This window comes from Prevotella sp. Sow4_E9_plate (genome assembly GCF_052116205.1).
In the GTDB taxonomy this organism is placed as follows: domain Bacteria; phylum Bacteroidota; class Bacteroidia; order Bacteroidales; family Bacteroidaceae; genus Prevotella.
The window spans coordinates 1-1,596 of record NZ_JBQKLN010000108.1 but is presented as its reverse complement, the minus strand read 5'-3'; the positions used below and the strand labels follow the sequence as shown (position 1 = coordinate 1,596).

The following is a 1,596-nucleotide window of genomic DNA, read 5'->3' as shown; positions in this document are numbered from 1 at the left end:
CCTCAAATCCGCAAGCAATCTCAATGGCAATCTCAATTGCAGTAAAGAGCTTGAACACTATGCATCATGATAGTATGAGCGTGAATTTTGTCCGATTTTTGCACACCTTCCCCTTCCCCCACAATGCGACTTGAGGTAATACGCAGATTAAAACCATAAGGAACGGATTTTATCCGAATCCAGTTTTGAAGGGTTTTGCATAAGCGCGGTTCTCTGTGTAGATATTCAGCACGTATTGCCTTGCTGTCATGATCCACTTGGCAGGTACGGAGATGAATCTGAAGACAAAAGCCTTTATGCGACTCGTTTTCTTGAGCCCAAAAGCCTTGGTGTCAAGCCTGCTCATGATGGTCTTGTAGAAATTGTGTATCAATGCAGTAAGCAGAAGAAAGACAGTATTCTCCGCCATGAACGACTTGGGGAGCCTGCTCCAACCGAATCCGTTGTTCATGTCGTCAAAGATACGTTCCTTGCCGCCACGCAGATTGTAGAATTCAACAATGTCCCTTGTCGATGACTTGTAATCGTTGGTCAGAATACAACGGTAAGTGTATTCGCCTTCCCACAGGTCAAGGTCGCCACTGTTGCGTCTTTGTCTCTGGATGACAAGACGATAGCACTTGCCTTCCCATTTCTCAACGAGAATGGAATTGAGTTCAAACTGGATGCCGTTGATTTCCTCCGTCTTCCATCCCCTCAGTGAAAACAAGTCATCGTAGAGCGAACTGCATCTGTTGGCGCGGATGTAGAAGTGCGTGCAATGCTTCTCTATCTCACTGACAATTTCCTTCGAGCACGAACCACAGTCGGCTCTGAAGCGATTCACACGGATGCTGTTGGCTTCCAGTAGGGCAAAGAATCTCTTGTGGGTCTCAGCCTGATAAAAGCGCACATTTGTGTTGCCATCGCTGTTCTCGACATAGACAATCATGTCACCGATGACATATACGCCAGGTCTGTAGCCGAGGAACTTCTTGTATGTCGGTTTTGCATCATACTTCTCTGTTTCAAGGAACTGATGGTCGAAATCAACATCGTAGGTTTCCACCTCATTCAGTTCACCAGTGGAAACCAAGGCTTTTATAAGCAAGGCGTTGAGCTTGTCTGCCGTATTGAAATCATAGGTCTTGCCCTTATCGGAAGTATATGAGATGTTTTCCTGTGTCAGTTCCTTGATGGCTCTGAGGATGGTATCAGAGCTGCATGTGCGCAAGGTCGGATGATACGAGAGATGACGCATCAGATGCGATGTTACATCCTCCACGCATGAACCGCCACAGAAGTATACGCTCATCAGAGAACGAATAATTTCGCTGTACTGGTATCCGATGATACTGCGGCATCTCTGACCAAGTGTCTGGTCGATAATAGGTGAAAGCATGGAGTCAAATTGCTCCATGATTGAAAAAATTCCTCCAAAAGGTGTGAGTTTTTCAGATTTTATTTGTACCTTTGCCATGTCTTGTTACGATTTACGCTTGTTTTGATTTGCAACACTAAGATAAGTGAAAAATCTGACATGGCAAAATCCTGAGCAACTTTTTGTTGCTCAGGAACTTATAAATAAAGTTAAATCAAAGTGTTGCGGAATTAAGG

The 1,596-nt window shown here is 44.7% G+C and carries 1 protein-coding gene; it reads right to left on the bottom strand.

The window, feature by feature from the left end:
* Nucleotides 1-169: 169 nt before the first annotated feature.
* Nucleotides 170-1,459 (bottom strand): IS1380 family transposase, encoded by a 1,290-nt coding sequence (locus ACTQ53_RS17410; RefSeq protein ID WP_441934562.1) that lies wholly within the window; start codon nucleotides 1,457-1,459, stop codon nucleotides 170-172.
* Nucleotides 1,460-1,596 lie beyond the last annotated feature (137 nt).